Source organism: Sphingomonas sp. LY54 (genome assembly GCF_035594035.1).
In the GTDB taxonomy this organism is placed as follows: Bacteria; Pseudomonadota; Alphaproteobacteria; order Sphingomonadales; family Sphingomonadaceae; genus Allosphingosinicella.
In genome coordinates, this window is sequence record NZ_CP141588.1 from 552,195 (window position 1) to 572,491 (window position 20,297).

Sequence of the window (20,297 nt, forward strand, 5' to 3'; positions counted from 1 at the left end):
GCCGCCGTGAACCGAATTCGCTTCGCAGCTGCTTGCGCTGTCCTTGCCGGATGCGGCGGGCAATCGAACCAGGATCCCGCCAGCGTCGACTTCGTCGCGGTCGCCGGCGAACTGCGGTCCCCAGCCGAGTCGATTCCAGCCGCTTGGGAGTCCTGCGAAACGGTCACCTACGACTCGATTGGAAACCGGTGGTGGGGCGGAATTACCGCCTGCCAAGGTACCGTCCGGGTCGACATCGAAGCGGATTCCGTGACCCTTGGAGGTCCTTCGGTTCGCGTCGTCATCCGCACCCCCTCTTGCCCGGCGGGTCGAGGGGCCGGCGGCGGGAGCTTCGCCCGGGCGGTTTTCGAGCGGCCCTTCGACGGCCAGCTCACCGAAGTGAAAAGGATCGTGACGCAGTCTCTGACGCAGATCGACGAGGCCTGCGGCGGCCCCGCCCACGCCCCTGGACTGCTTGGCCGACAGTTCGATGCGGAATTCCTCGATCTCGCCAGACGCTACTGGCTCCACCTCTCTGCTGCCGACAGACAGAGGTCCTGGACATCCTGACAGTCGCCCGAGACTTCCAAGCTGAGGGATACTGCGGCCCCGGGTCCGGCGATAGCGCGACGATATCTTCCGCTATGGGTGGAAAGCAGCCATTGGCAATGGCATGGATTGCCGATGCTGGAAGGTCGCGATTGGTATCGGATGGAGGGGGCATCGGTTCAAGCCATCGAGGCATTGCGCGCTACTGCTCCTGATGAGCTTCCCGAAAGCTACGTCCAGCTTCTGATGATTAGCGACGGGGGTGAAGGGCCGCTGCCCGTCAGTCCATTCAACCTCTGCCTTGACCCGGCAAGGGAGGTGATCGCTCGGATAGCTGACGGCAATCACGCGCAGCCCGCATTTGACGGCTTCCTCATTTTCGGCGGCAATGGGGGTGGTGAGTATTTCGCTTTCGATATGCGGCTGGGAGCTCCTTGGCCGGTCGTCGCCATCGACATGGTCGCGGGACGTGAAAGCGCCGAGGTTGTGGCATCGAACTTTGACCGGTTCATCGACCTCATCGGCGTGGCACCCAGCGACGCTTAGCGTCCGCAACGGGTCGTTCCCAGTCATTCGCAGGCGGGATCAACGAACCGCGACTTTCGGCGAGCCTCGCGATCACTCCAAGAAAAATGGGGCCCCCACCCCGCCCTTGCCATTCCGTCCGCTTCGCGGCATCCGCCTCGCATGATCGAGCTTGACCAGGAACAGCAGGCGGCGCGGGACTGGTTCGAGTCGCTGCGCGACCGGATCTGCGCCGAATTCGAGGCCATCGAGCGCGAGGCCGGCAGCGACGCCGCGTTCGATTACACGCCGTGGGACCGCACCGACGCCGACGGGTCGCCGGGCGGCGGCGGCGTGCGCGGGCTGATGAAGGGGCAGGTGTTCGAGAAGGTCGGCGTCAACGTCTCGACCGTCGGCGGCCGCTTCGCCGAGGATTTCGCCAAGACCATCCACGGCGCCGGCGAGGATCCCAGCTTCTTCGCCACCGGCATCAGCCTCGTCGCGCACATGGCCAATCCGCACGTGCCGGCCGTGCACATGAACACGCGCTTCCTGGTCACCACCAAGCGCTGGTTCGGCGGCGGCGCCGACCTCAATCCGCCGATCCCCTATCAGGAGGATACGGACGACTTCCACGCGCGGCTGCGCGCCGCCTGCGCCGCGTTTGACCCGACTTATTATCCCAGGTTCAGCCAATGGGCGGAGGACTATTTCTACATCCCCCATCGCGGCGTGCAGCGCGGCGTCGGCGGCATCTTCTACGACCATCTCGAATGCGCTGCGCCCGGCGAGGGGGTCTCGTTCGACGAGAATTTCGCGTTCACGCGCGCGGTCGGCGACGCCTTCCTCGACATCTTCCCCAGGCTCGTGCGGCGGCGCATGGCTACGCCCTTCACCGAGGCCGACAAGGCGCGGCAGCTCGAATGGCGCGGCCGCTACGCCGAGTTCAACCTGATCTACGATCGCGGCACCCTGTTCGGCCTCAAGACCGGCGGCAATGTCGACGCGATCCTGATGAGCCTGCCGCCGCTCGCGACCTGGTCTTGAGCCCGGTCCCCGACGGGGAGGTCGGCGCGGTCGTCACCTAACTCAAGATCCGCCGGACATAGCTTGTGCCTGCCATGACGCTTGGCTGACCGCCCATGCGCCTCGTCTGGATCCGGTCGAGAGCGGACGGGCGGCTTCGGAGCGGCGAGGCTTAAAAACGGGCGTTGCCGGACGAAGTAAGAGCAGCTGACACTTTGTCGGTTCTATCGGAACCGGTAGGAAGTGGTTCATGCCGAACTGCTCTCGTTGCAGCCTCGCGCCGAGGTCGACGCACGCGCCCGCGGCCGTGCAATGCGCCAGCTCGAGATCGCGCTCGCCTGGGAAGTGGAGAATGATGGTGACTCCCGCGCCGATCCCATGCGCCTCGAGCGCCTCCGGCAGTTGCGTGAGGCCCTTGCAAATGACAGCCAAGCATCCGCTGTGACGTGAACCCTCAAGGTAGGTCTGGCAAACTGCCTTGGGCGCCCGGCGCTCGCACGTTTCCGACATCCGGGCTGCGGTTCGGCAGGACCTAGACCTGGCGCCTCTCGATCCGTAAATCGGTAGCGCAAGGCTCTAATCGCGCGATCGGGCTTTCATGCCAAATCTACTGCCACGATCGAACGTGCCTCTCATCCCTGCCGAGCTCAGCGTGGGCGGTGATCTTTGGTACGAGCCGCCGCTCCTGCCCCAGCCGGGCGAGGCGGGCTATTCCGTCATCACGATGGACTGGACGGCACCAGGCGTCGACTTCGCATGGCCCAACCGGGCGCGGACGGGCAAGCCGGACCCATGGCTCGGGGCGTTTGAGACCCTTGTCGAGGCGCCGCAATGGCATGCCGACGCACCCGAACCTCACGACTTTGCCGAAATCATGATCGGGCTGACCCACACGGTATCCGAGAGGGTTCTGGACGTCTTTTTGAAGTTCGACGAAAGCGCCGTGAAATATCGGGAAATCGACATCCGCTTCAAGGGAGGCACCCCTTCGCGCCGGCGATATTTCTGGATGCATGTTACCCGCGCGCTGCCCGCGATCGACTTTGCCAATTCCCGAATTCGCTACCTATGGCCGAAACGCTCCAGGCCCTACCCGGGTCAACACGGGCCTGTCCGCCTGATGCCGGACATCGAAGGCATCCCCTATCTCTGCGCGACAACGCTGGGGAGCCGGGCCGTTTTCATCTCGGACGAGATGCTCCGGACTTTCCGGGGCATCGAGCCTCGCCTGGCACATTTCGAGGCACAGGACATTTCGGGCGGGTTCACCTTCTAGTGCCACCGGCCGAGCAGCGGCCTCGAAGCCTCCATGCCGCGCGGACGCATAGTCGCGCGCATGGCCAAAGCCGTTCGCGGTTCACGGTCTGCTGGTGGTCGAACGTGAGTTTGCCATGCAGGCTCGACGCCCAGCCAATCCGACCAGTAGCCGGCTGGATCGGGTGCAGCGATACGAGCGTCCGTTTTTAGAAGTGCAGCGCGACGCTTTCAACGGCGGCAATTGGCGCAAAGCCGTCGGGGGCGATAGCGCACTTGGCGCCCGCGCCTTCCCCGCCGCCGCCCCTAGCCATTGCGTACTCTTCGCGGCATCCGGCTCGCATGATCGAGCTGGACCAGGACCGACAGGCGGCGGCGGCGGGTCCGGCCTCGGGACCGACGGAAAGGTCGACGCGGCCCCGATGAGCCTGTCGCCGCTCGCGGCCTGGTCATGAGCCTGATCGCGCGGGCGAGCTAGGCGCCTCTTCACCTCCCTCGAGATGACCGAGCGGCCCAGACCGCGGCCCTTCGCGGACAGAGCTTGTGCCTGCCATGGCGCTTGGCTGACCGCCCCTGCCCTGCGTCTGCTCCTGGCCGTTAGCGGACTGTCCGCTTCTGAGTGTGACGGCGGAAAAGCGGACCTTTGCGGCTTCTGCGTGCTCTACGTCTGCTTACGACCCATTGCGGACATTAGCGGGCATCGATACCCAACCCGCAAGGGAGGGCAGATTGCGGCTAATCGAACTCATCCAAGGCTCATCAACTTGGACCGGTGACGATACAACCATCTATGTTGCGCGGCCTTGGTCGTGCGATGCGGATGCGACGCTTATCTCGCCAGCGCCAGACACAACCGAACCGGTGGAACAGGGCGGCAGACTCTACGACTATTTCCTCGAAACCTTCATTGCTCGCGAGGTCATTGAGGGATTCGCTGGCTCTGACGAAAAGCGGTGCCAGCGGCTGATAGATTACGCTGAAAACGATGCGTGATTGAATATCCGATTTCCACCCTTCGCGGACGCTCAACATGGAACTGACGCCTGGGCGACGGCATGTCGGCTATGGGTGAAATGAGGACCGGCGGCTTTTGCGCGAAGTGACGGAAAAGCGGACGTTCGCGGTTCCGCCGGCTCTATGTCGGCTCACGACCCGTTGCGGACATTCCGACACGCCGTCGGATCAATCGAATGTTGTCTTGCGCATCGATACGGAAAGCCCCCATTCCCGCTCTAGGTTGTGCGCATAGATGTTGCTGTTGAAGCCAGCGAGCGCAGCGGTTCGCACCCAGTTCTTGATATTCACGTCGATCTCCATGCCGTTCGCCGAGAGGCTGAAGAGGTCCATGGAAGCCACCATCCGTTCCCCACTGGCGAGCAGCAGCTCCGCCCCTTCCCAAGTGCCGGGTGGTGCCTGATTGAAGCCGGCTTTCTGTTCGACAACCGAAAAAGTCCTATGTCTGGACTGCGTGAATCCGGCGACCCTCAATCTTTGATCGAGCGCCCGCGCTATTTCAATGGCCTCGCCGACCCTGAGCGGACGGTGGTGCGGCGAGAACTGGATCGAGGTCACGATTCCTCTCTGGACTCCCGAGCTTATGATCAGTGGCCCATGGTCCAGCCCCCCCACCGTGGGAAAGCTCAGGATCGTGTCGCCAACGCGGATGCACAAGGTCCACCAGGTCGGTCGTGAGAAAAATGCCGTTTTCCTGAAACGATGTCCCAAATCTGTAGGTCGACCGCGATACCGTGTCCTTGAATGGTTCACCCAATCTCACGTCGATGGCGCCCTCCGCCACCGGATTGATCGGCCCGTTGCGCTCGAGTTCCCAACCGCAAAGAAGGAGGGCGATTACAGCCACCAGGAGGATCCACCCGGAATGGCGGGACTTTCGATTCAGATAGACTACGGCCCACGTGAGTGCCGCTGCGAACACGGCCAAAAGAGCAATGGCCAGTAAAATACCTTCGGCTAGGCCATCGACAAACATTGCACGCCCCCGTTACGCCCCCAATGTGGAACAGCCAGTCCACCGCAGCAATCAGGAAACAACTAGTCCGTTTTCCACCCTTAGCCGACCTTGCCGTCGCCAAGAGCAGCATCCGCGCCGTGCGTCCGGTACGGGTGGAAAGCGGACATTGAATGACCGCCGCCGACCTGCAAGCAGTGGCCTGTGGCGCCTTCACCAGCGCTAGAAGCGGTTCGGCACTTCCGTAGGGATGTTTGGGATGGCGAGCCACCCACTGACAAAGCCCTATCTGAAGCGTTGCACCGGCTGGTTGCCGTTTCTCAGACGGCATTCGGCCCATAACCGTTTGCGCTCGGACGACAGCGCCCGAAGGTAGAGATCGGCCAATCGTTATCTCCTGTTCCGTACTTTTCGCGCGCGGTAGCGGCGGACCGTAGCCACGTTGCTGTTTTCCGCATCCTCATTGGCGAGCTTGCGCCACCGTTCGACGCGAGCCGGATCAAGCTCCCCTTCCACCATCGCGGCCCGGATAGCGCATCCGGGCTCGTCGGCATGGGTGCAGTTCGCGAACCGGCATTCGAGCGCCAAGACCGTGACGTCGTCGAACACCTCGGTCACGCCCCAGCCCACTTCGGACATCTGAAGCTCGCGCATACCCGGCGTGTCCACGAGCCAGCCGCCCCCGTCGCCATCGCCGGCCAGGCGATGCATCTCGCGGACAGTCGTCGTGTGCCGGCCTTTGCCGTCATCCTCGCGGACGGTCTGCGTGGCGATGCTATCCGATCCCTTCAGCGTGTTGATGAGGGTGGACTTACCTACGCCGGAGGATCCTACCAGCGCGACCGTCTCTCCAAGGCCGCAATATCTTGCGAGGTCAGCTGCACTCGTCGGATCGCGCCCGTCGACCAGTTCCACCCGCAAACCCGCCTGGAGCGCGCGCGCCTCTTCGACGAGGCGCCTAGGCGCAAGCGAAAGGTCGGATTTCGTGAGGACGACCACCGGACGCACGCCTGCCTCACGCGCGAGGACGAGATAACGTTCGATGCGCGCGACGTTGAAGTCTTGGTCGCAGGACGTGACGATGAAGAGCGTGTCGATATTCGCCGCGATGAGTTGGACCCGGCGATCGTCGCCTGGAGCAGGCCTTTTGAGCAGGCTCATCCGATCGAGAATGCGCACGAGGGTCCGGCTGCTCCGGTCGATCAGCAACCAGTCTCCGACGGTAGGTCGGTCTACCTCTCCCCCTTCCACGGGGAGACTAGACGAGATCGAGTCGTCGAGCCCCTCGCCGGAGACGGTCACTCTTCCGCGATGAACCGACATTACGCGGACAGGCTGGCAGCTGAGGGTCTGGGCGGCTGAAACCTGCTCGCTGAAGAAAGATCTCCAGCCGAGCCGGGCGAGAATTGGGTCTGGCGCTTTCATCATGCGTCAGCGAACCTAGCAATCGGCTGACTGATCCGCATCCGACGTTTCCTGCCCAGCCGCCCGCTTATCCGCCTTGGCTTGCGCCTTCTTCGCGGACTCGGCCGCCTTGGTCCTCTCCCGCTCGCGGCGCTCGAAGTCGTAATTCGGTTTACGTGGCATGTCGGTAACTCCGGACAGTGGGTCGCGGCTTGAGCAAAACGCTCGACCTAGGGACCCTCGCCTTCCGGCTACACCGATTGAGTGCTCGCTACTAGGCTGGCGGCGTGACTCTGGGCCGCCCGTCGGCATGGCAGGCGACACCCAGAGTCGGTCATCCACCACGTACCGACTGCTCGCCGGAATCGAGCGCTCCCGACAGGCTCCTGAATGGCGCTCTGTGGTAACCGGACATAGCTCGCAAGCCTGAACGAACGTCCGTTTCCCGGACAAAGCTTGTGCCTACCATGGCGTTTGGCTGAGCGCCCCTGTCCCTCGTCTGGATCTGGCCGGGAGCGCACGGGCGGCTTTGCCGCCAATGATCAAGATCGTGGACGCGGCAATCGTCGCCGCCTCAGTTCCGGGTCCGCACCGGCGCACTTGCCCACGGGCCCTGGAAGGTGAAATTGCCCAGCGTCGGCTTCCCGTCCTTCGTCTTGGCCTGTTGCGCGCTGCGTCATGTGTAGGTCTCGTGCTCGCGTTCATCGAAGGATGCAATGTCCGCCGTGACCGGCAAGCGGAACTTGGCGATCACAATTTCTGGCGCTAATCCAGAGAGATGACCGGAAACCTTCTTCGATGACACCTCTGTTAACTGCGCTGTTGCTCACGCTCCAGTCATCGGCACCGCCGGTTATCACACCCGCCCCAGTCCTTCCTGAGGACGACAGCAAGCAGACCTATCGCGCGCACTCCCCGCCCGTCTGTGGAGACTGGCGTGCGGCCCGCCACGGTACGGCTCAAGAGAGCGTAATTCGCCTCGGAATCTACAGAATGTGGGTCCTGGGCTATATCACCGGCTTCAATATCGTAGGACCGGACCAGACCGGGAACCTGCTAGGCGATGCTCCGCACGACGAGTTTTATGCGGCTATCGATGGATACTGCACCCGCAATCCGTCGCACACCGTCGAGGACTCCATGTATCCGATAGCGGCAGCGTTCATTCGAAGGCGACAAGCAACCCCGGCGTCGAGCCCGCCTTCCCCGGGAAGCCGCCGGCGCGCTCAGGCCGTCGCAACAAGAACGTGTCAAGACTGGGCTCAGGACCGGGACAACGCCATCATGCGACTGGCCTACGTCAGCGTGGTGCGTGGGTACGTGACAGCGTATAATCGTTGGGGGCCGGATCCGACTGGAGACGCGGCTGGTACCAACGACCAGACGCTTATCGAGGAACGGCTGGACGTCTGGTGTCGCGAGCGACCTTCCGGCCTGCTGATCGGGGTCATCGCTCCTCTCATCGACCATGTCGCCGCCGAGAGAGCCGCCGGGCGACGGCCACCGGCCGGAATGAGGCCACGCGATCGTTTCAGTCTGCCACGCCCTGGCGAGCCGTCGCCGGACAGCTAAGGGTCGCTGTTTATCGAAAGCGGCCATTCGCAGCGCCGCCGCTACGCCGAATTCAACCTGATCTACGACCGCGGCACCCTGTTCGGCCTCAAGACCGGCGGCAATGTCGACGCGATCCTGATGAGCCTGCCCCCGCTCGCAACCTGGTCCTGAGCCCGGCCGCGTGGGCGGGCCAGGCGCGGTCGTCACCTACTCGAAATGCGGGAGCGGCGCAGGCCGCGCGCCTTCCGGACAGAGCTGGTGCCCTGCCATGGCGCTTGGCTGACTGCCTTTGCCCCTGGTCTGGATCTGGCCGCTAGCAGACCGTCTGCTTACGGGATGAGCAGGTGGAAAAGCAGACGCCTAGGCGCTGCATTGGCCTATGACCGGAAACGACCCAAGCCGGTCGTTAGATGTCGTCAGCCCGATCCCCGAAAGCAGCCGTTCGTTCATGCGTTCGCGAATGACTGCAAACGACCCATTGCAGACATTCGCGGGAGGTGCGAACCTTCCCTGTCGGAGGTGAGGCACGGATGAGGAAGCTCGCGAAGCATAAGTCGGTGGAGAAGCCAGAGTGAGGGCGTTCATCCCGCTGGCGTTAGCCGTGCTGCCCGCAGCAGCGATTGCGTGCCCACCTCCGCCGCCGCCCACAGCCGAAAGCGAGGCTGCGTGGCAGCAGCAAGTCGATGATTACAAACAGTACGCCACCAGGGCGCCGAGCATCGTTTATGGCGTCGTAGAAGAAGACATCGGCTACGATGAGAAAAGGCACAACCACAAGAAAGTGGGAACTCTGCGAATCCTACACGTCTACAAAGGCCCATATAAGCGAGGCCAACGGGTCAGAATGAGCGGGGGTTTCTCCCGACTAGCAACCTGCCCAATGGCGCCCATGTCACTCAGCAAAGGAGCGTACGGCGTTGTCATCCTCGACAAAGCCAAAGAGGGGCAACCGCTACGGCATAACGGCTTTCTCCCTCCCAATATGATCCAGCAATTTATCGGCGAGGGAATCATCAGGAGCGCACGCGGAGGTGCAGCCGGGGATGCGGGCTTGTAAACGATACAACTGCCCATTTAGTGCCGAGGCGCGGTTGTCCGGAATTCACCCATAGTGGACATGCCGTGACGCAGGCGCCAATTCCATGGTGAGCGTCCGCTAAGGGTGGTTTGCGGACGTAACGTCAGGGCAGCGTCACCTCGGCTTCGCCCGTGCCTATGCCATCGACCGCGAGTCGAAAGGGCCCCCGTACACCAGCCTCCAACGGAACCGTCTCTTTAAAGCTTCGGGGGGCTTCACCGACGATAAACGTACTCAGATCGACACACTGGCCTGTCGCAGACTCCGCGAGCCACACGATCCGCTCCACGCCTACAGCCCCTGCTTCAAGTTCGAGGGTATGAACACAGGGCGGCTTCTCACCTTCAAATAGTCCCCAGGCCTGAGACAGGTGGGCGACTTGCCTCCCATCCATTCGCTCAACTGAGATATTGATCGAGGGCGGCGAACATGAGGCAGTAAGAACTGCGCCTCCGAACACGACAAAACAAGGTCTACTCGGCTTCATTCTGCCACCCCTAAATCGAACGTCTGGAATGGGTCGTTTCCAGTCGTTAGACCGATGTCTAAACCAACGGTTGTTTCTGCGGCCTGGTGCCCGGAAGCTGCCGGTCCGCTTTCCACCCAATTCAGACATTGAAGGCCGGCGAAGCGATCGAAACCCTAGAATGGCCGCTAAGGGTGGAAAGCGGACCTAGTCCGACGGCGGAAAATACGCCTTATAATCGTCATGTTCGGAAAAGAACGCTTCGAACTCGCCACCATCCCGAAAAAATACCGTTAGCTCCCGCTCTTCGAGTGCGTCTGCGTAATCTGCGATCGAAATGGCAGCGCTGTTGATGCGGCCATGTTGATCTGCGCACACGAGGAATGACTGCCCCCGATCTCCAACATAATCGCCCTCAATAATATTCGCATGTTGATCTCGATCGTATTGATCGGAGGGCGCGAACGGGCCGAAAGCAACGCCCATTGGGGGATCGATGTGTTCTAATCTGCCGGTCCCTAAGATGGTCGAACCTTGAAGGACGCTCACTCGCATACGGGCAGCTTCTCAGGTTAGCCGAATGTCCGCAATGGGTCGAAAACGGACACAGCGCCGGAATGGGGGAAACGCACAGAGGCTACAGGTAGGTTTGGACGGTTTCTGCCGCCCTTTGCGGCGCGGGATGGCGGGACATCATTGTAGAGATGTAAGTCCTCTCACCCGCGCTCAAAGTGATAATGATGCCCTTTCTAAGGACATTGTTCACGGTGGCCACACTCTCGATTTCGGCAAGTGGCACCCTCCTCCGACCGTAGACGACGAAATCATCACCTCTAAGCGCCAACGCGCAACTGCCTCCCTGTAAAGTTCGCAATGAGTGCGGGAGGTAACGAACGCAAAAGACTGCGATAAACACGCCGCCGAGAGCGGCCCTAAAAGGTGACACTTCGTTAGGGCTTAGGAAGTGGCTGAAGTCCAAAAGGGACCACCCGCCAAGAACGACCCACTGAAGGTGGATAGCCAATAAAAGCGCTGGAAAAAACAGCACTGCCGCAAGGGCGCGAGGAATCGATGTGCTGATCAAACACGTTATCTCACCCACGGCCCGCTCCTTCAAAGCCGCCCCGTGTGCATCGAGCATCGAATGTCCGCAATGGGTCGATTGCAGCCATTCGCGGGCGACATGAACGAACGGCCGCTTTCCGGCATCCGGGGAATGCCCTCCTACGACCGACTTGGGTCGTTAGCGGACATAGCTCGCAAGCCTGAACGAACGTCCGTTTCCCGGCGTCTGCGACAGCGGCCCGAATGGCGGCGATTGGCGCACAGCGGACGACCGATCGCTAAGCTGACCGTCTCCTCCCCACCGCCGCCCCTTGCCATTCCCCCGGCTTCGCGGCATCCGCTTCGCATGATCGGGCTGGACCAGGAACGACAGGCGGCGCGCGACGGGTTCGGCGGCGATGGCGACGCCGCCCTGCCCAGCCTTCCGCCTGGCGCGGCCTCGTCATGAGCCTGATCCCGATCCCCGACGGCGAGGTCGGCGCGGTCGTCACCTATCTCGAGATGACCGAGCGGCCGAAGCCGCGGCCGCTGCCGCCCTCGCCGCTGCGGCTGCGGCCGTGGCGCGCCGTCGATCCGGCCAAGTACCGCACCTTGTTCGCGCGAGTCGGGGGGCCCTGGCTCTGGTATTCGCGGCTGGCGATGGGCGACGCGCAGCTCGCCGCGCGGATGGGCGAGGTGATCGCGGTCGAGGATGCGGCCGGGATCGAGGTCGGGATCATCGAGCTCGATTTCCGCACGCCCGGCGAATGTCTGATCGCCTTTCTGGGCCTCGTCCCCGAGCTCGCCGGCAAGGGCCACGGCCAGTGGCTGTTCGCGCAGGTGATGATGCTCGCCTGGCGCAAGAGCGTCGAGCGGGTGCACGTCAACACCTGCACGCTCGACCATCCCGCCGCGCTCAAGGCCTATTTGAAGGCCGGCTTCCGCGCCTACCGGCGCGCGTTCGAAAGCTTCCCCGATCCGCGCCTCGCCGGACTGCTGCCGGCCGAGGCCGCGCCTCAGATCCCCTTGGTCTCGCCCGGCGCCAGCGCCCGGTAGAGCGAAGCGAACAGGACGATCAGCACGGTCGAGAGCACGGCGCTGGTCAGCGAGTTCAGGATCAGCACCAGCAGGTCGCCGACCTTGCCCGGGCTGATCAGGCGCAGGATCGAGCCGAGCACGGCCGAGATAGCGATGCTGATGATGAAGCCGGTCAGCGCGATGATCAGCACCAGCAGGAAGATCGCCCAGCCCTTGCCCTTGCTGAGCTGCCAGCAGCGGGCCAGCGCGCGCAGCGGGCCCCAGCGCTCGGCGACGACGACCGGGCCGAGCATAGCGAAGCGGCCGAACACGTAGAAGCCGGGCACGATCAGGAAGATGCTGGCGAGGCCGACCGCCGCGCCGGACAGCATCGTCGCGACGAAATAAGCGGGCAGGATCGGCAGCGCCGCGGCGATCGCGCCGCCGACGGTGCGGTCGCCGCCGTCGAGCAAGAGCAGCAGGATCGCGATCGCGCCGACCATGTTGACGATATTGGCGAGCAGCAGCCAGTGCCAGTTCTCGCCGACATAGGCGATCATCGCCGCCAGCGCCTCGCCCGCTTCCGCGGTGGGCTGGGGAATGAAGTGGCCGACCAGCAGGGCCGGCAGGAACAGGAACACGCCGGCGATGGCGAGCACCAAAGCGCTGTTGGCGCGCAGCATCGCCACCGTGTCGTCCCAAACCGCGCTGTAGGAGAATTTCATGCCGTGCCGCTTTCTGTTCGTCGGCGCAGCCATAGCCGCGCCGCCGCGCCGCTTACAAGCAAGGCTTGAACGAAAGCGCGCGATGCGGAAGAGAGCGGCGGCGATGCCGCAACCCGATCCCCCCGCCGCCCCTGCCCCTGGTGGCTCCGGCCCCGCTGGCCCCGCTGCCGCGGTCGAATGGCGCTTCACGCCCGGCCTTACACCCTATCCCGAGGCGCTCGCCGAGATGGAGGCGCGCGCGGCGGCGATCCAGCGCGGCGAGGCGGCCGAATTGATCTGGCTGCTCGAGCATCCGCCGCTCTACACCGCCGGCACCAGCGCCGATCCGGCCGAATTGTTCAACCCGCAAGGCTTCCCGGTGTTCGATGCCGGGCGCGGCGGCCGCTACACCTATCACGGCCCGGGCCAGCGCATCGGCTATGTGCTGCTCGACTTGGGTCGGCGCGGCCGCGACGTGCGCGCCTTCGTCCATGCGCTCGAGGGCTGGGTGATCGCCGCGCTTGGCGAGCTCGGGGTCGCGGCGCACCGCGCGCCGGGCCGGATCGGCATCTGGGTGGACCAGGGCGAGACCGAAGCGAAGGTCGGCGCGATCGGAGTAAGGGTGCGGCGCTGGGTCACGATGCACGGCTTCTCGGTTAACATAAGTCCGGAACTTTCCCACTTCTCAGGCATAGTGCCTTGCGGTATTGCTGAGTTTCCAGTGACCAGCCTCGACGAGATGGGAGTGGCGAACGCGCAACGACGTTTCGATCTGGCACTGAGACAGGGGCTTGACGATTTTCTATTCTCTCTCGGGGGGAGAGTAACCAAGGCTTGAGAGCCTTAAACTTTCCGATTAATGTGCAGCCTGATTTGGCAAGAAGGGGCCTACCCCGTCCAAATCTTCTATCTAGGGAGTTTCTAAATGCGTGACCTTCTCAAGACTGTGATGACCTCGTCGATGGTCGCCGGTGCGGCTCTCCTCGTTGCGGCTTGCGGCGGCGGCGAAAACGCCGAAGTCAACAACACCGCCGACGCGAACCTGACCATGGACACCACGCTCGACGGCACCACCAACGACGTCACCGCGGTCGACGCCGGCACCGGTGCCGATGCCAACATGGCGCTCGACGCCAACATGACGATGGACGCCAACATGGCGAACACCACCGACATGAACATGTCGAACACCACCGACGCGAACATGACCAACGGAATGTAATTTCCGGACCGTCATTTTCGGTTCGAACGGGCCGTCCGGCATTGCCGGGCGGCCTTTTCATTGCCTCCATCCAGCGATCCCAGCCAAGCCGTGCGATTACGACGGTGAAAAAACATGTTGAATCTGGATTGCTTAGAGGGCTGCGTTAATCATAGGGACAGGGGAAACGCCGGACAGTGGCGTGGTGCTTAGAGGGGTCGTGAGATGTCAGGTTTGTTGAACAAAGCGCTTCGAGCCACCGCGCTCGCGGCGGCGGCGTGGACGGCGATCGCGGCGCCGACGGCCGCTTCGGCGCAATTGTTCGTCACCACGCCCAATTTCGCGCGAGGCCCCGTCGAGGGCAGCGATCCGCTGGTCGGGCTGCCGATCCCGGGCGCGACCGCCGCCGAATATCGCGCTCACCTGCTCTGGAACATGCGCGCCGGCCTCAACGTCGCTGCGCTGCAATGCCAGTTCTCCCCGTATCTGCGCGCGGTCGACAATTATAACGGTATCCTCGCCCATCACGGCAAGGAACTGGCCGAGGCCTATGCCACGGTGAACGGCTATTTCAAGCGCACCCGCGGCGCCGCGCAGGGCCAGAAGGCGTTCGACGATTACACGACCATCACCTACAACAATTTCTCGACGCTGCAGGCGATGTACGGCTTCTGCCAGGTCGCGGCCGACATCGCCAAGGAAGCGCTGACCCGCCCCAAGGGCGATCTCCACCTCACCGCCCAGAGCCGCATGCGGGAACTGCGCAGCAGCCTGGTGCCGGCCTATGACCGCACCGCCGTCTATAATCCCTATCTGATCGCGATGCCGGTGATGCCGCGGCTCGAGGATTCGTGCTGGGACCGCAAGGGCAACCTCAAGCGCAAGTGCGCGATCGTCTGAGCGCCGCCACCCTGGCGATCAGGGCAGGCCGAGCAGCTTGTGCGCCTGGAGGCTGAGCTTCCAGCGCGGATTGGCCATCACGAAATCGATTGCCGCCTGCTGCGCGGCCGCAGCCTCGGCGCAGTCCATCGGCTGCACGAGGAAATGATCGAACGACCAGGTCGCGATCTCGGCCGGGTCGACGCCCGCCTGCGGCCAGACCAGTTTGAGCTCGTTGCCGCGGCGCTGGACGACTTCGGCCGTCCCCTTGGGGCTGACGCAGATCCAGTCGATCCCGTCAGGCGCGGGCAGCGTGCCGTTGGTCTCGACCGCAATCTCGAACGCGCGCGCATGGAGCGCCTCGATCAAAGCGGCGTCGAGCTGCAGCAAGGGCTCGCCGCCGGTAATGACGACGAGCCGGCGCACGCTCTCGCCCCACAGCGCCGCCACCCTGTCGGCGAGCGCGGCGGCCCCGTAGCGGCCGCCATTCTCGCCATCCATGCCGACGAAATCGGTGTCGCAGAAATTGCACTGCGCGCTCGCCCGGTCCTGCTCGCGCCCCGTCCAGAGGTTGCAGCCGGAGAAGCGCAGGAAGACGGCGCGGCGCCCGGCCTGCATGCCTTCGCCCTGCAGCGTCAGGAAGATTTCCTTGACCGCATAGCTCATGGCTGGACGGCGTAGACCGTGGGATCGGCCAAGCCCGCCTCGACGAAGCCCTTGCTGCGCAGCCGGCACGCGTCGCACAGGCCGCAATGCACCCCCGCCGGCGTCGGATCATAGCACGACCAGCTCAGCCCGGCGTCGATGCCCAGGCGCGCCGCCTCGGCCGCGATGTCGGCCTTGGTGAAATCGAGCAGGGGCGTGTGGATCGTGAACCTGTCGCCTTCGACCCCGGCCTTGGTGGCGAGATTGGCCATCGTCTCGAACGCCGCGACGAACTCCGGCCGGCAATCGGGATAGCCCGAATAATCGAGCGCGTTGACGCCGATATAGAGGTCGCGCGCGCCCGCCGCCTCGGCCCAGCCGAGGGCGAGAGACAGGAAGATCGTGTTGCGCGCGGGCACGTAGGTGACCGGGATCGCCCCCTCCTCCACCCCGGCCTTCGGCACGTCGATGTCGGCGGTCAGCGCCGATCCGCCGAAGCCGCGCAGGTCGAGCGGCAGGACGATGTGGCGCTCGGCGCCGAACTCGGCCGCGATGCGCCGCGCCGCGTCGATCTCGACGCGATGGCGCTGGTTGTAGTCGACGGTGAGTGCGAGCAGCCGGTAGCCCCGTTCGCGCGCGATCGCGGCACAGGTCATGGAGTCCAGTCCGCCCGAGAGCAGGACGACGGCAAGTGGAGAATGTTCGGACATGGGAAGCGGCGATCTAGGCTTCCCGGCGGGCTTTCGCAAGCACGGCACCAAAGAGCGGGCCGCCTGTCGGCGGCCCAGGTGGGGCTTGAGCCCTAGGGAGGAAAGCGTGCCCAACTCGGCACGCCCTCCTTATACGCCGAACTTGCTAAACGAAGTCTTAACGCGCGCCGCCGCGGCGGGCGGCTTGGCAGGCGCCGGTCCGCCGCGCCTCGAGGCGGTAGGCGAACGGGGCGTTGTCCGAGATGCCCTGGGTGTCGATCTGCGCCAGCCGCGGCGTCTCGACGCGCAGCGACGTGCGGCCGAAGCCGTTGGCCGGGCAGGTATAATGGACCGTCGCGGCCTTGGCGTCGTTGGACAGGACCATGCGCGAGCAGGGCGAATTGCGGTGCTGGACCTGCATCAGCATGTTTGGATCGGCGATGCAGATCGACTGTGCCGGCGCCCCGGCATTGTCGAGGTCGCGCAACTGCCACAGCCCGGGCTCCAGCCGCGACAAGGCGGTCAGCTTCGACGCCTGCGTCCAGGCGGCGGGCGTCACCAGGGCGGCTGCCCCGAGCGCGACGAGCGCCCGGCACAATGCGCCGTTCAACCGTGCCATATGGCCACTCCAAAACTGAGCAGGAGGCCCCCGCCCCTGCCGTGAACGCGGCGAGCCCCCTGCCGCGAATGGAGGCTCCTTAACAGATGTTCAGATTGAAATCGACTTAACGTTTTGCGCGGCAGGCCCCGGTCAGACGCTCAAGTCGCTGCTGGATATGGGAAATACGCGGCTGCAAAATTCGCAGTCGACGCTGATGAAGCCGTCCTGGTCGGCCATGTCGCGCCGCTCGTCCTCGCCGAATCGCGCGATCACGTCGCGAATATATTCGAAGTTGCAGCGGCAGCCCTTGCTGAGCGGGACCGCCGAGAGGACGCGGATCTCCTCCTCCTCGTGGAACAGGCGCCAGAGGATGTCGGCGAGCGGCAGATCGCGGTCGAACAATTCGCTGCCCTTGATCGTCTGGGCGAGCGCATGGACATGCTCCCACTCCGGATGGTCGAGGCGCGTGTGAAGCCGTTCGCGTCCTTCCTCGCCGTCGGGCAGATGCTGGACGAGGATGCCGCCGGCGATATGGCCGGTGTCGTTGACCGCCAGCCGGACGAGGCTCGGAATCTGCTCGGACTGGCAGAAATAGCTTTCGGCCGCCTCGGCGATCGAATTGCCCTCCAACGGCACGATGCCCTGATAGCGTTCCTTGCTGAGCGGCTGATCGAATGTGATCGCGAGATAGCCCTTGCCGAACAGGCTGCGCAAAGTCGGCAGCGCGCCCGGCTCGGCCAGCAATCGCTCGCGATCGAACCGCACATAGCCGCGCAGCTCGCCGCCCTTATAGTCGCAGACGAGCAGGTCGATGATGCCGGCCTCCGTCTGCGCCTGCACCGTCAACTGCCCTTCGACCTCCTTCAGCATCGCGCCCAGCAGGGCGGTGAGCGTCAGCGCCTCGGACAGGATGCGCGCGATCGGGGCCGGATAATCGTGCGCCGACAAGATCTCGTCGAGCAAAGGCCCGAGCCGCACGACGCGGCCGCGGGCATGGCGAGCGGGTATCGTGAAACCGACCGCCTCGTCGAGATTGGCGGTCAGCGCCGCGTCACTGAAATGTTCTGAGGACATGATCTTGGATGTAGGGAACGCCGCAAGCCTTTGCAGTATCCCCCCGGCCCTCAGGCCGCGGCCTGGGGCATGTCATACTGGCGCGCCGCGGCGGACAGCTTCTCGACGAACTCGGTGATATGCGCCTCCTCGATCGTCAGCGGCGGCAGCACGCGCATCACATTGTCGCCGGCGGCGACGGCGAGCAGGCCGTGGTCGCGCAGATAGGTGACGAAGGCGCGGCTGTCGGTCTTCATCTTGAGGCCGAGCATCAGGCCAAGGCCGCGCACGCCTTCGAACAGATGATCGTGGTTCGGGATCATCTGCTCGAGCGCGCCGCGCAGGCGCTCGCCCATGCGGGTGACGCGATCGAGGAACTCGTCATTGGCGACGATGTCGAACACCGCCTGGCCGGCCGCCATGGCGAGCGGGTTGCCGCCATAGGTCGAGCCGTGCGTGCCGATGACCATGCCGCCCGCCGCTTTCTCGGTGGCGAGGCAGGCGCCCATCGGGAAGCCGCCGCCAATGCCCTTGGCCGAGGCGAGGATATCGGGCTCGATGCCGTAATGTTCGTAGGCGTAGAGCTTGCCGGTGCGGGCGACCCCGCACTGGACCTCGTCGAACGCCAGCATCAGGTCGTTCTCGTCGCAAATCGCGCGCAGGCCGCGGATGAACTCCTGGCTGGCGGGGCGGATGCCGCCCTCGCCCTGGACCGGCTCGACGAGGAAACCGGCGGTGTGCTCGTCGACCGCGGCGCGGGCAGCCTCGAGATTGTCGAACTCGACGACCTTGAAGCCCGGCAGCAGCGGCGCGAAGCCATCGCGGAGCTTCTCCTGGTTTGTCGCGCTGATCGTGCCGAGCGTGCGGCCGTGGAAGGCATTGGCACAGGTGATGAGGACGTGGCGTTCCGGCGCGCCCTTGGCGTGGTGGTAGCGGCGCGCGGTCTTGATCGCGCACTCGACCGCCTCGGCGCCCGAATTGGTGAAGAAGACGGTGTCGGCGAAGGTGAGTTCGGTCAGCCGTTTGGCGAAGGCCTCGCCCTGCGGGCTGCCGTAGAGGTTGGAGACGTGGATCAGGGTCGCTGCCTGATCCTGGATCGCCTTGGTGAGATGGGGATGGCCGTGGCCGAGGAGATTGACCGCGATGCCGCTGGCGAAGTCGAGATATTTCTCGCCCTGCTCGCCATAGAGATACACGCCCTCGCCGCGCACCGGACGCACGGGCGAACGGGGATAGACGGGCATGAGCGGCGTGATGGTCATCGGGACACCTCGAAGGCTGTGTGAAGCGAAGAAGGCGACCCCTGGGGCCGCCTTCCCGCGTCTTAGAGATGTGCCCGCCGTCCCGTCAATGACGGGGCCGGCCGATCAGCGGTCCCAGCGGTCGCGACGATCGTCCCGGCGATCGTCGCGGCGCTCGAACTGCAGCCGCTGGCGGAGATTCTGGATACGGTTCTGCAGATCATGATGCTCGCGCTGGTTGATGCCGTTGCGGCGGTAGCGGTCGTAGAGCCGGTCGATCTGCTCGGCCTGGCGCAGGAGGCGGTTGGCTTCGCCCCGCGAGATGCGGTTGCGATCCTCGGCCCGCCGGATCCGGTCCGTGATCTGGTCGAGCTGGCGCTCGATGCCTTGGCCGCCGCGATAGTCGCTGCCGCGATCATAGTCGCGATACTGCGCCGTAGCGGGTGCGGTGACGGCGGCTACCGAAAGGAGAGCCGCAGAAATCAGAAACTTGCGCATATTTACCTCCATCGAACCTGTGGTCCTGGAGAGGATTTTACGCCGCCGGCGCTGCGCGATTGCTGAACGGGGTCGTCAGCGAAGGTTCAGCCCCGAAACGAGGTTTTGGGTCAGTTCTTGAGCTTCCAGCCCTTGCGCAGCAGCGCGTAGCAGAGCGCGGCAAGCCCGACATTGATCAACAGCAGCAGCAAGGCGCCGAACAGCACCGGCGAGTCGGCGGTGCCGAGGAAACCGTACCGGAAGCCCGAAATCACGTAGAAGAACGGATTGGCGTGGCTGATCGCGCGGAACGTCGGCGCGAGGCTTTCGATCGAGTAGAAAGTCCCCGAGAGCAGGGAGAGCGGCGCGACCACGAAATTGGTGACTGCGGCGGCATGATCGAACTTTTCCGCCCAGATCGAGGTGAGCAGGCCGAAGAAAGCCAGCATGGCGCTGCCCATCAGGCCGAACCACAGAATCGCCCAGCCGACCTGCGGCGTGACATGCACCCCGGGCCAGAACAGCATGAAGATCCACACCGCGATGCCGACCAGGACGGCGCGCGTGATCGAGGCGCCGACCAGTCCGGCCATCAGCTCGGTGGTCGAGAGCGGCGGCATCAGATAGTCGACGATGGTGCCCTGGATCTTGCCGACCAGCAGCGAGAAGCTGCTGTTCGCGAAGGCGGCCTGGATCATTCCCATGATGATCAGGCCCGGGGCGAGGAAATCGGCGAACGAAATCCCCATCACGATTCGGCCCTCGCGGCCCAAAGCGACCGTGAAAATGACCAGAAACAGGAGGGTCGTGACCGCCGGAGCCCAGATTGTCTGCAGCTGGACCTTGAAGAACCGGCGCACCTCCTTCAAATAGAGGGTCTTGAGGCCGCCCCAATTGACGCTCCTGATTACCGGGACGCCAGGGTCGGTCCGAACCCAATTCGAAGGCTGATCGTTCATGGCG

General features: G+C 64.1%; 22 protein-coding genes and 1 pseudogene. 12 read left to right on the forward strand and 11 right to left on the reverse strand.

What is annotated here, in order from left to right:
* The first annotated feature begins 6 nt into the window (after positions 1-6).
* The 6 genes from SH591_RS02795 (at position 7) to SH591_RS02820 (ending at position 4,305) form a co-directional block, all read left to right on the forward strand.
* Positions 7-549, forward strand: a complete 543-nt coding sequence (locus tag SH591_RS02795; RefSeq protein WP_324750425.1) for a hypothetical protein — start codon at positions 7-9, stop codon at positions 547-549.
* A 114-nt stretch (positions 550-663) separates the two neighbouring features.
* Positions 664-1,074 (forward strand): SMI1/KNR4 family protein, encoded by a 411-nt coding sequence (locus SH591_RS02800; protein ID WP_324750427.1) that lies wholly within the window; start codon positions 664-666, stop codon positions 1,072-1,074.
* Between the two features lie 141 nt (positions 1,075-1,215).
* Positions 1,216-2,079 carry an oxygen-dependent coproporphyrinogen oxidase gene (hemF, locus tag SH591_RS02805; protein ID WP_324750428.1) on the forward strand — a complete coding sequence of 288 codons (864 nt, stop codon included), beginning with the start codon at positions 1,216-1,218 and terminating at the stop codon, positions 2,077-2,079.
* 222 nt (positions 2,080-2,301) lie between these two features.
* Positions 2,302-2,508: a hypothetical protein gene (locus tag SH591_RS02810; RefSeq protein ID WP_324750429.1), complete on the forward strand. Its 207-nt coding sequence runs from the start codon at positions 2,302-2,304 to the stop codon at positions 2,506-2,508.
* A gap of 148 nt (positions 2,509-2,656) precedes the next feature.
* Positions 2,657-3,334, forward strand: a complete 678-nt coding sequence (locus SH591_RS02815) for an imm11 family protein (RefSeq protein WP_324750430.1) — start codon at positions 2,657-2,659, stop codon at positions 3,332-3,334.
* A gap of 707 nt (positions 3,335-4,041) precedes the next feature.
* The gene (locus SH591_RS02820; protein ID WP_324750431.1) at positions 4,042-4,305 is read left to right on the forward strand and encodes a hypothetical protein; all 264 of its coding nucleotides are present in this window, start codon (positions 4,042-4,044) and stop codon (positions 4,303-4,305) included.
* A 189-nt stretch (positions 4,306-4,494) separates the two neighbouring features.
* Here SH591_RS02820 and SH591_RS02825 read toward each other — a convergent pair whose 3' ends face one another.
* Together SH591_RS02825 and rsgA are read right to left on the reverse strand one after the other, a co-directional pair.
* A complete protein-coding gene (locus SH591_RS02825) occupies positions 4,495-4,884 on the reverse strand; it encodes a hypothetical protein (RefSeq protein WP_324750432.1) in 390 nt (129 codons plus the stop codon).
* 787 nt (positions 4,885-5,671) lie between these two features.
* Entirely contained in the window at positions 5,672-6,706 is a 1,035-nt protein-coding gene (gene rsgA, locus SH591_RS02830) for a ribosome small subunit-dependent GTPase A (RefSeq protein WP_416385226.1), read from the reverse strand.
* A gap of 517 nt (positions 6,707-7,223) precedes the next feature.
* On the opposite strand from rsgA, the gene SH591_RS02835 reads away from it, so the two are divergent.
* Together SH591_RS02835 and SH591_RS02840 are read left to right on the forward strand one after the other, a co-directional pair.
* Positions 7,224-7,454: a hypothetical protein gene (locus SH591_RS02835; RefSeq protein ID WP_324750434.1), complete on the forward strand. Its 231-nt coding sequence runs from the start codon at positions 7,224-7,226 to the stop codon at positions 7,452-7,454.
* 836 nt (positions 7,455-8,290) lie between these two features.
* Positions 8,291-8,410: pseudogene (locus tag SH591_RS02840) on the forward strand (coproporphyrinogen III oxidase); the annotation flags it as partial.
* A gap of 1,580 nt (positions 8,411-9,990) precedes the next feature.
* On the opposite strand, the gene SH591_RS02845 reads toward SH591_RS02840, so the two are convergent.
* Positions 9,991-10,269 (reverse strand): hypothetical protein, encoded by a 279-nt coding sequence (locus SH591_RS02845; protein WP_324750435.1) that lies wholly within the window; start codon positions 10,267-10,269, stop codon positions 9,991-9,993.
* A 1,023-nt stretch (positions 10,270-11,292) separates the two neighbouring features.
* Between SH591_RS02845 and SH591_RS02850 the strand changes: the two genes are divergently transcribed.
* Positions 11,293-11,883, forward strand: a complete 591-nt coding sequence (locus SH591_RS02850) for a GNAT family N-acetyltransferase (RefSeq protein WP_324750436.1) — start codon at positions 11,293-11,295, stop codon at positions 11,881-11,883.
* Here the strand turns inward: SH591_RS02850 and SH591_RS02855 are convergent.
* Positions 11,844-12,569, reverse strand: coding sequence for a hypothetical protein (locus SH591_RS02855; RefSeq protein ID WP_324750437.1), 726 nt, complete (start codon positions 12,567-12,569; stop codon positions 11,844-11,846). The genes SH591_RS02850 and SH591_RS02855 overlap by 40 nt on opposite strands.
* An 82-nt stretch (positions 12,570-12,651) precedes the next feature.
* On the opposite strand from SH591_RS02855, the gene lipB reads away from it, so the two are divergent.
* From lipB to SH591_RS02870, 3 genes are all read left to right on the forward strand, one after another.
* Positions 12,652-13,386, forward strand: coding sequence for a lipoyl(octanoyl) transferase LipB (gene lipB, locus SH591_RS02860; protein ID WP_324750438.1), 735 nt, complete (start codon positions 12,652-12,654; stop codon positions 13,384-13,386).
* Between the two features lie 87 nt (positions 13,387-13,473).
* Positions 13,474-13,770 carry a hypothetical protein gene (locus SH591_RS02865; RefSeq protein ID WP_322830747.1) on the forward strand — a complete coding sequence of 99 codons (297 nt, stop codon included), beginning with the start codon at positions 13,474-13,476 and terminating at the stop codon, positions 13,768-13,770.
* Between the two features lie 216 nt (positions 13,771-13,986).
* Positions 13,987-14,649, forward strand: coding sequence for a hypothetical protein (locus SH591_RS02870; RefSeq protein ID WP_324750439.1), 663 nt, complete (start codon positions 13,987-13,989; stop codon positions 14,647-14,649).
* An 18-nt stretch (positions 14,650-14,667) separates the two neighbouring features.
* On the opposite strand, the gene queE is transcribed toward SH591_RS02870, so the two are convergent.
* The 7 genes from queE to SH591_RS02905 all read right to left on the reverse strand — a co-directional run bounded on the left by queE (position 14,668) and on the right by SH591_RS02905 (position 20,293).
* Positions 14,668-15,294 (reverse strand): 7-carboxy-7-deazaguanine synthase, encoded by a 627-nt coding sequence (gene queE, locus SH591_RS02875; RefSeq protein WP_324750440.1) that lies wholly within the window; start codon positions 15,292-15,294, stop codon positions 14,668-14,670.
* On the reverse strand, positions 15,291-15,983 hold the full coding sequence (gene queC / locus SH591_RS02880; protein WP_322830750.1) for a 7-cyano-7-deazaguanine synthase QueC: 693 nt from the start codon (positions 15,981-15,983) through the stop codon (positions 15,291-15,293). Before queC ends, queE begins: the two co-directional genes overlap by 4 nt.
* A gap of 157 nt (positions 15,984-16,140) precedes the next feature.
* A complete protein-coding gene (locus SH591_RS02885; protein WP_322830751.1) occupies positions 16,141-16,581 on the reverse strand; it encodes a DUF3617 domain-containing protein in 441 nt (146 codons plus the stop codon).
* A 132-nt stretch (positions 16,582-16,713) separates the two neighbouring features.
* On the reverse strand, positions 16,714-17,637 hold the full coding sequence (gene hslO / locus SH591_RS02890; RefSeq protein WP_324750441.1) for an Hsp33 family molecular chaperone HslO: 924 nt from the start codon (positions 17,635-17,637) through the stop codon (positions 16,714-16,716).
* A 50-nt stretch (positions 17,638-17,687) separates the two neighbouring features.
* Entirely contained in the window at positions 17,688-18,878 is a 1,191-nt protein-coding gene (locus SH591_RS02895) for an aspartate aminotransferase family protein (protein WP_324750442.1), read from the reverse strand.
* A 105-nt stretch (positions 18,879-18,983) separates the two neighbouring features.
* Positions 18,984-19,355, reverse strand: a complete 372-nt coding sequence (locus SH591_RS02900) for a DUF2721 domain-containing protein (RefSeq protein WP_324750443.1) — start codon at positions 19,353-19,355, stop codon at positions 18,984-18,986.
* 110 nt (positions 19,356-19,465) lie between these two features.
* Positions 19,466-20,293, reverse strand: a complete 828-nt coding sequence (locus tag SH591_RS02905) for an ABC transporter permease (protein ID WP_324750444.1) — start codon at positions 20,291-20,293, stop codon at positions 19,466-19,468.
* Positions 20,294-20,297 lie beyond the last annotated feature (4 nt).